General features: G+C 64.2%; 8 protein-coding genes. 5 read left to right on the plus strand and 3 right to left on the minus strand.

Translation table 11 applies throughout. The annotated features are described in order from the left end of the window. The first annotated feature begins 68 nt into the window (after positions 1 to 68). From PSH73_RS09330 to PSH73_RS09345, 4 genes are all read left to right on the plus strand, one after another. Entirely contained in the window at positions 69 to 815 is a 747-nt protein-coding gene (locus PSH73_RS09330; RefSeq protein WP_057439104.1) for a helix-turn-helix transcriptional regulator, read from the plus strand. Positions 816 to 929: 114 nt separating this feature from the next. Continuing rightward, positions 930 to 2,408 carry an efflux transporter outer membrane subunit gene (locus PSH73_RS09335; protein WP_305462306.1) on the plus strand — a complete coding sequence of 493 codons (1,479 nt, stop codon included), beginning with the start codon at positions 930 to 932 and terminating at the stop codon, positions 2,406 to 2,408. Then, positions 2,405 to 3,556: an HlyD family secretion protein gene (locus PSH73_RS09340; protein WP_057439103.1), complete on the plus strand. Its 1,152-nt coding sequence runs from the start codon at positions 2,405 to 2,407 to the stop codon at positions 3,554 to 3,556. Before PSH73_RS09335 ends, PSH73_RS09340 begins: the two co-directional genes overlap by 4 nt. Next, positions 3,546 to 5,066, plus strand: a complete 1,521-nt coding sequence (locus PSH73_RS09345; RefSeq protein ID WP_305462308.1) for an MDR family MFS transporter — start codon at positions 3,546 to 3,548, stop codon at positions 5,064 to 5,066. Before PSH73_RS09340 ends, PSH73_RS09345 begins: the two co-directional genes overlap by 11 nt. 33 nt (positions 5,067 to 5,099) lie before the next feature. On the opposite strand, the gene PSH73_RS09350 is transcribed toward PSH73_RS09345, so the two are convergent. After that, complete coding sequence (locus tag PSH73_RS09350) at positions 5,100 to 5,684, minus strand: TetR/AcrR family transcriptional regulator (RefSeq protein WP_305462310.1); 585 nt, start codon at positions 5,682 to 5,684, stop codon at positions 5,100 to 5,102. A 142-nt stretch (positions 5,685 to 5,826) separates the two neighbouring features. On the opposite strand from PSH73_RS09350, the gene PSH73_RS09355 reads away from it, so the two are divergent. Beyond that, positions 5,827 to 6,999, plus strand: coding sequence for an MFS transporter (locus tag PSH73_RS09355; RefSeq protein WP_115127923.1), 1,173 nt, complete (start codon positions 5,827 to 5,829; stop codon positions 6,997 to 6,999). 1 nt (position 7,000) lies between these two features. Here the strand turns inward: PSH73_RS09355 and PSH73_RS09360 are convergent, their stop codons facing one another. Then, complete coding sequence (locus tag PSH73_RS09360; protein ID WP_128593664.1) at positions 7,001 to 7,366, minus strand: type II toxin-antitoxin system HicB family antitoxin; 366 nt, start codon at positions 7,364 to 7,366, stop codon at positions 7,001 to 7,003. Continuing rightward, on the minus strand, positions 7,363 to 7,614 hold the full coding sequence (locus tag PSH73_RS09365; RefSeq protein WP_057439099.1) for a type II toxin-antitoxin system HicA family toxin: 252 nt from the start codon (positions 7,612 to 7,614) through the stop codon (positions 7,363 to 7,365). The genes PSH73_RS09360 and PSH73_RS09365 overlap by 4 nt, the downstream gene beginning before the upstream one ends. Between the last annotated feature and the right edge of the window lie 19 nt (positions 7,615 to 7,633).

Below are 7,633 nucleotides of genomic sequence, written 5' to 3' on the forward strand. Positions count from 1 at the left end.
TATATCTATCGTTTTCGCCAACGGGCTTTTAGTTAGAATCAGTGGCTTAACGACGTGAGACGCAGCCCATGACAACTGTGCACCGGCCTTGGCTTGAGGCTTATGCCGACAACTACCGCAACGACGAAGTGGTCCATCCCCATTGTCATACCCAGGCGCAATTGATCCACGGCGTCACCGGGGTGATGGTGGTCAGTACGGCCCAGGGCAGTTGGCTGGTGCCCTCCGGGCATGCGTTGTGGGTACCCGCCGGGACGCCCCACGAGATTCGCATGGCCGGCGAAGTGCATATGCGCACCCTGTTCCTGATGCCCGAGGTCGAGCCGAGCCTGGGCCGCACCTGCCAGGTGATCGAGGTCTCGGCACTGCTGCGCGAGCTGATCGTGGCGGCGACGCTGATCGCCGGTGAAGTCAACAGCCCACGCTTGCAGGCCATGGTGGAAGTGATCCGTATGGAGCTGCTGGCCGCGCCGGTGGTGGCCATGCATGTGCCGGTGCCTGGCGAAGCCCGCCTGGCCAGGTTGTGTACCCGGTTTATCCGCAACCCGGCCGATGACAGCAGCCTGGAATCCTGGGCCGACACCCTGAACATGAGTGCGCGCACCCTGAGCCGGATTTTCCAGCGGGAACTGGGCATGAGCTTTGGCGAATGGCGCAAGCGTGCGCGTCTGGCCCTGAGCCTGAAGCTGCTGGCCCAGGGCGCCTCGATCCTGGAGGTGGCGCTGGAACATGGTTATCAGAGCCCGAGTGCATTCAGCGCGATGTTTCGCCGCTCGCTGGGTTATCCGCCGAGTCATTTTCGTCCCCAGGCCTGATGTTGCTTCATGTAACCCAATTGTCCGTTTGGCGACGATACATGGCCCTGGCGCGGGCGAATCCGCCAGGGCGCATGCCTAATCTGCAAAGCTCATTCCTCAGCGAGCTTTGTGATGCCCAGCCTTGTCGTTCATCCCTCCACCAGCAGTCGCCCCCCGGCAGTCCTGACCCTGCTTCTGCTGGGTGCGCTAGCCGGATGCCGTGGCCTGCCCGACGAGCCCGCAGCGCAGTTGACGGCCCGGGCGGCGCCGCAATTGTCCAGCGGGTCAGCGGCCCAACCGCTGCCCGAGCGCTGGTGGCAGCTTTACCGTGACCCGCAATTGGACCGGCTTGTAGCGCAGGCCCTGAACCATAACCAGGACCTTGCCGCCGCCGCCGCCCATGTCGACGCGCTATTGGCGCACCTGGAGCAGGTAGATGGTGAACGCCAACCCTCGACTCTTCTGACCTACGGCGTCGGTTACGGCCGCAGCCGAGACGACCAGACCCTGGCCCAGGCCCGCGATGAGCAGGTCGAGACCCAGTGGAGCCACGCCCCTGGATTTTCCCTGAGCTACACCCTCGACCTCTGGGGCGAGGTGCGTTATCGCCTGGCCGCCGCCCGTGCCGATGCAGATGCGGCGCGGGCGCTGGAAGACGAATGGCGGGTGACCGTGGCCGCGCAGACCACCCGGGCCTATGGCCAGGCCTGTGTCTATGCGTTCAGCCGCCAGGTGCAGCTTCATTCGGTGCAGGTGTTGGAGCGCAGTGTCGACGTCACTCGCAGACTGCAGAAGGCCGGCGCGGCGACGGCGCTGGACCTGGCGCGCCTCAATGGCCTGCTGGAAGAAACCCGTGCGCCGCTGCCGATGTTGACTGCGCGCTATCAGGCGGCGCTGTATGAGCTGGCGGTGCTCAGTGGCGTGCCGCCCCTGGAGGTGGCCCGGCAAACCTGTGCCCGGCGCCCACAATTGCAGGCGCCGCTGCCCGTGGGCGATGGCTGGGCGCTGGTGCAGCGGCGGGCCGATATCCGCCGTGCCGAGCGCCAGCTGCAAGCGGCCACGCTGGCCATTGGTGTCGCTCGCGCCGAGTTGTATCCACGGGTGACCTTCGGTGCCGCGCTGGAGTCCTCCGCGAGCAGCCTGGGCAAGCTGGGGACCAGTGAAGCGCTGGTGTACTCCGTGGGGCCGTTGCTGTCCTGGCGCTTTCCCCAGCGCGGCGTTGCCCAGGCCCAAGTGAGCCAGCGCCGGGCCCAGGCGCGCGAGGCCCAGGCGCGTTTCGACGGCACGGTACTGCGTGCCTTGAAACAAGTCGAACAAGCCCTGGCGCTGTACCAGGGCGAACAACAGCGCCGCCAAGCCCTGCAGGCCGCGCTGGACAACAGCCAGCAGGCCCATGAGCTGGCCACCCGCAGCTATCGGGCCGGAGCCCTTGATGCCCTGCAACTGCTGGACAGCGAGCGCAACCTGGTCAACCTCCAGGCCCGCGTGGCCCAGGCCGACCTGCGCTTGATCAACCGCCAGATCGACCTGTTCCAGGCGCTCGGTGGTGGCTGGCAACGCAATGATCAACCTCAACCCTTACCCCTTGCTGCCCTTGGAGCCAAGCCATGAACCAGGCTGTTGAACCCGCGATCCTGCCATCCACTCCCAGCTTGATGCAGCGCCATCGCCGCGCCCTGCTGACGGGCGCATCACTGGTGACGCTGTTGGGGGCGGGGCTGTTTGCCGCGTATTGGTGGCAGTTGGGGCGATTTCTGGAAGAGACCGACGACGCCTACGTGCGCGCCGATTGGGTCGCCGTCAGCCCGCGGATTGCCGGCTACGTGGCCCAGGTGCTGGTGGAGGACAACCAGCCGGTCAAGGCCGGGGATGTGCTGGTGCGCCTGGATGAGCGTGATTTTGTCGAGCAGCTGCGCAGCACCCAGGCGCGGTTGCAGCAAGCCCGGGCGGCGGCGAATGCCCGCCAGTCCAGCCTGACCACCCTCGACGCACGGCTCGACGAGCAGCAGCAACGTATCGCCCAGGCCCAGGCTGCCCTGCATAGCAGCGAGGCCGAGGCCCATCGTGCGCGCCTGGACTTCCAGCGCTACCGCGATCTGGTGGATCAACAGATCGCCACCCGCGAGCGCCTGGAAACCGCCAGCGCCGGGCGGGCCAAGGCATTGGCAGCGGTGACCGAAGCCCGTGCCCAAGTGGCCCGGCAGCAGGCCCAGTGCCAGGTGCTGCAGGCGCGCCGCCAGCAGGCGAAGGCGCGGATCGCCGAATCCCAGGCCCGGGTGGGCGAGGCCCAGGCCAATCTGGCCCTGGCCCAGAATGCCTTGAATGACACAGCGATCCGCGCGCCGTTCGACGGCGTAGTGGGCCAGCGCAAGGTCCGCCGCCAGCAGTATGTGATGCCGGGTCTGCCTTTGTTGGCGGTGGTGCCGGTGGCACAGGCCTATGTGATCGCCAATTACAAGGAAACCCAGTTGCAGCACATGGCGCCGGGGCAGGCGGTCGATATCGCGGTGGACAGTTTTTCCGGCCAGCACTGGCGCGGCCAGATCGAAAGCATCGCCCCCGGTTCCGGCGCGGTGTTCGCCTTGTTGCCCCCGGACAACGCCACCGGCAATTTCACCAAGATCGTGCAGCGCTTTGCGGTGAAGATCCGCCTGGTGGCCGACGAGACGAATGCGCCCGTGATCTTGCCGGGGATGTCCGTGATCGCCACGGTGGACACCCGCCCGGCCAGCCAGCAGGACGGTTCCCATGGAGGCTGATGGGCGCACCTCGAACGTTTCGTTTCGCGCCTGGGTCGCGGTGATCGGTGGTTTGTTCGGCTGCTTCATGGCCGGCATGAATGTGCATGTCACCAGCGCCGCCCTGCCGGAAATCGAAGGTGCGCTGGGGGCCACGTTCGAGGAGGGCTCGTGGATTTCCACGGCCTATCTGGTGGCGGAAATCATCATGATCCCGCTCACCGCGTGGCTGGTGCAGGTGTTCTCGTTGCGGCGGGTGATGCTGTGGGGCTCCGGGGTTTTCCTGGTGGCCTCGGTGGCCTGTTCGATGGCGCCGAACCTGCCGGTGATGATCATCATCCGGGTCATTCAGGGGGCGGCGGGGGCGGTGCTGATTCCGTTATCGTTTCAGTTGATCATCACCGAACTGCCCGCCAGCAAGATCCCCCTGGGCATGGCCCTGTTCAGCCTGGCCAACAGTGTGGCCCAGGCCGCAGGGCCGTCCATTGGTGGCTGGCTGACCGATGTGTATTCGTGGCGCTGGATCTTCTACCTGCAACTGTTTCCCGGTATCGCGCTGTTGGCGGCAGTGGCCTGGTCCATTGACCGCCAGCCGATGAACCTTGGGCTGTTGCGCCAGGGCGACTGGGTGGGCATCGCCTGCATGGTCCTGGGCCTGGGCGCGTTGCAGATCGTGCTGGAGGAGGGCGGGCGCAAGGATTGGTTCGGTTCGGCGTTTATCGGCTGGATGAGCCTGGCGGCGGCGGTGGGCCTGGTGGGCTTTGTCGGCCGACAATTGTGGGGCCGCAAAAGCTTTATCAACCTGCGGCTGTTGGCGCACTACAACTTTGGCGTGGCCAGTGTGGCGATGTTTATCTTCGGTGCCAGCACGTACGGCCTGGTATTCCTGGTGCCCAATTACCTGTCACAGATGCAGGGCTACAACGCCAGCGAAATTGGCGTCAGCCTGATTGCCTATGGCCTGGTGCAACTGGTGCTGGCGCCGTTCCTGCCACGACTGATGAAGTGGTTGAGCGCAAAAATTCTCGTGGCCTCCGGTTTTGCGATCATGGCCCTGGGCTGCTGGATGGGCGCGCACTTGTCGGCAGACAGCGCCAGCAACGTGATCATCCCCTCGATCGTGGTGCGCGGCATTGGCCAGCCGCTGATCATGGTGGCGCTGTCGGTGCTGGCGGTGCATGGGCTGGCCAAGGCACAGTCCGGCTCGGCCTCGGCAGTGTTCTCGATGTTGCGCAACCTGGGCGGCGCGGTGGGCACGGCCCTGCTGGCGCAACTGGTGGTGGTGCGCGAGCAGGTGCATTCGGCGCGCATCGGTGAATCGCTGAGCATTTTCGAACCGGCTTTGCAGCAACATTTGCCGGGCGGCGGCTTGTTGCAGGAGCAATGGCCGGAGCAGCAGCAAGTGCTGGGGTTGCTCGACCAGAGCGTGCGGCACCAGGCGTTTTTGATGGCTTACAGCGACGCGTTCTACCTGGCGTGTGTGGCGCTGACCTTGTGTGCGGTGGCGGCATTGCTGCTTCGTCGCACTTGATGGCTGTCGCGGGTTCGTGTTGTGGCGAGCAACTCAGCGATGGGGTTTCAGCCCCCGCAGCAGCAACTCCAGGCCTTGCAGCGCTTGCTCCAGGCATTCGTCCGGGCGTTCGGCATGGGCAATCCATTGCGCCGTATCCACCAGGCTGCCATTGATCAACCGGGCCAGTGCCAGGCTGGGGGCATGCTCGATAAGCCCGGCCTGCATCAATTCATCCAGCAGCCGACGCAATGATTCGATGCAGTGCTGCTGGGCCCCCAGGTCTGCACCCAGCACCGCCGGTGCATCTTGCAGCACGATCCGCTGGATCTCGGGGTCCTGGGCCATGTGCAGGTAGGCGCGACAGCGCTCGCAAAAACCGTCCCAGGGGTTGTCGGCCTGAGTGCTGATTTGTTGCAGACGGTCATCCATTTCGCTGTCGAGTTGCGCGACCACCGCGGCCAGCAGTCCTTTCTTGTCGCCAAAGTGATGGTACAACGCCCCACGGGTAAGGCCGGCGCGGGCGGTGAAATCATCCATCGAGGTATTGGCAAAGCCTTGGGTGGCAAAGGCATGGCGGGCGCTGGCCAACAGGCGGGCGCGGGTTTCTTCAATCATCTCGGCGCGGGCTCGGCTCATGGAAAACGCTCGCTAGTTGTGGGTGAGTGGTTGACATACGCCGCGTATGTTACTCATGATTTGTCACATACGCACCGTATATCTTTTCCCCGGATTGCATTGAATGGCAAGCTCCAGGGTTCCCAGCAAGAGGTCACGCACCATGGCAAACCCCTACGCCGAGCTGTTCCAGGCGCCAGGTTCCAGGGCTTTTGTATCGGCCGGCATGCTCGCTCGCATGCCGATATCCATGACCGGTATCGGGCTGATCACCATGTTGTCCCAACTGCGTGGCGGTTATGGGTTGGCGGGCGCGGTGGCGGCAACGTTTGCCCTGGCCACGGCCTTTTGCGCACCGCAGGTTTCGCGACTGGTAGACCGTTATGGCCAGGGCCGCGTCTTGCCGGTGGCAGCCATGATCGGCGGTGGGGCGTTGTTGCTGCTGTTGCTGTGTACCCGTTTGCAGGCGCCGGACTGGACCCTGTTTATCTTTGCCGCCCTGGCCGGTTGCATGCCCAACATGTCGGCCATGGTGCGGGCGCGCTGGACCGAGATCTACCGTGGCCAGCCACGTTTGCAAACAGCCTTTGCCCTGGAATCGGTGCTCGACGAGGTGTGCTTTATCCTCGGCCCGCCGCTGTCGGTGGGATTGTGTGTGCTGCTGTTTCCCGAGGCGGGGCCGCTGGTGGGGGCGATCCTGTTGGCGGTTGGCGTGACCGCCTTTGTCCTGCAAAAACAGACCGAGCCTGCCATTCACGCGCAACTTGAGCACCAGGGCAGTTGGTTGATCACCCAGCCGTCGGTGCTGGTGTTGATAATCCTACTGATGGCCATGGGCACCATTGTCGGGGTGGTAGACGTGGTCAGCGTGGCGTTCGCCCAGCACCAGGGCCAGCCGGCTGCCGCGAGTATCGTGCTGTCGGTGTATGCCATCGGCTCGTGCCTCGCGGGGCTGGCCTTCGGTGCGCTGAAGCTGAACATGCCCTTGCCCCGGCAGTTCCTGCTCTGTGGCCTGGCCACTGCCCTGACAACCCTGCCACTGCTGTGGGTGGGGGATATCCTCGGGCTGGCATTGGCGGTGTTTGTGTCCGGGCTGTTTTTTGCCCCGACCTTGATTGTGTCCATGGCGCTGGTGGAGCAGGTCGTGCCACCCAGCCGCCTGACCGAAGGCATGACCTGGCTGATCACCGGCTTGAGTATCGGCGTGGCCATCGGTGCCGCGAGTTCCGGCTGGATGATCGACCACTTTGGCGCCGCCAGCGGGTTCTGGGTGGCGCTGATGGCCGGGGCAGTGGTGCTGGTGTCCGCTTTATTGGGCTACCGCCGCCTGGGATGAGTCACCCCAGGGCGGGGTGGCTGTCTGTACGGTGATGGCGCAGGAACTCGTTCAGCGCCTGGCGTGTCAGGTCGTTGAGCGTGACCTTTTTCTGCGTCGCCGCCAGGGCCGCAGCCAGGTGCAGATCATGGCCGACCCGTACATTGAAGGAGCCTTTGCAGGGCTTTTCCGGTGCCTGGCCCAGGGTCTGGCAAGTAGCCAGATAATCCTCCACGGCCTCGCGAAAGGCGGCCTCCAACTGGGCCACGGTCTGCCCTTCGTAACTGACCAGGGCGCGGATAAACAGCAGCTTGCCGAACAGGCAATTGTCCTCGACGCTGGCTTCTATGGAGCCGATGTAACCTTTGTGTTTCAACTGGTTGCTCACTGAATCAAGCCTCCTGATTCCAACTGTTCAATGATCTGGCGCCGAATGTAGTACTTCAGTTCATTGCCAGGGTGGGGCTTGTGCAAGGTGATCATTGCACTCGGGTCGCCTATGTCGAACTTGACGCGGCTCCCAGCCCCTTCGATTTGTCGGTAACCCAGCCAGCCTAACAATGTCACGAGCTCGGGCCAGGTAAATGCCATCTGCAGGTTAAGCAGTTTGGCGAGCAGCTTTTCATTTTTGGACACGGCGTTCCCTGCGTGTAAC

This window comes from Pseudomonas sp. FP2294 (assembly GCF_030687625.1).
Lineage (GTDB): Bacteria > Pseudomonadota > Gammaproteobacteria > Pseudomonadales > Pseudomonadaceae > Aquipseudomonas > Aquipseudomonas shahriarae.

Excerpts from the sequence above, each read along its gene's own strand:
- PSH73_RS09340 (WP_057439103.1), top strand. The coding sequence starts at position 2,405 with ATGAACCAGGCTGTTGAACCCGCGATCCTGCCATCCACTCCCAGCTTG.
- PSH73_RS09355 (WP_115127923.1), top strand. The coding sequence starts at position 5,827 with ATGGCAAACCCCTACGCCGAGCTGTTCCAGGCGCCAGGTTCCAGGGCT.
- PSH73_RS09335 (WP_305462306.1), top strand. The coding sequence starts at position 930 with ATGCCCAGCCTTGTCGTTCATCCCTCCACCAGCAGTCGCCCCCCGGCA.
- PSH73_RS09330 (WP_057439104.1), top strand. The coding sequence starts at position 69 with ATGACAACTGTGCACCGGCCTTGGCTTGAGGCTTATGCCGACAACTAC.
- PSH73_RS09350 (WP_305462310.1), bottom strand. The coding sequence starts at position 5,684 with ATGAGCCGAGCCCGCGCCGAGATGATTGAAGAAACCCGCGCCCGCCTG.
- PSH73_RS09345 (WP_305462308.1), top strand. The coding sequence starts at position 3,546 with ATGGAGGCTGATGGGCGCACCTCGAACGTTTCGTTTCGCGCCTGGGTC.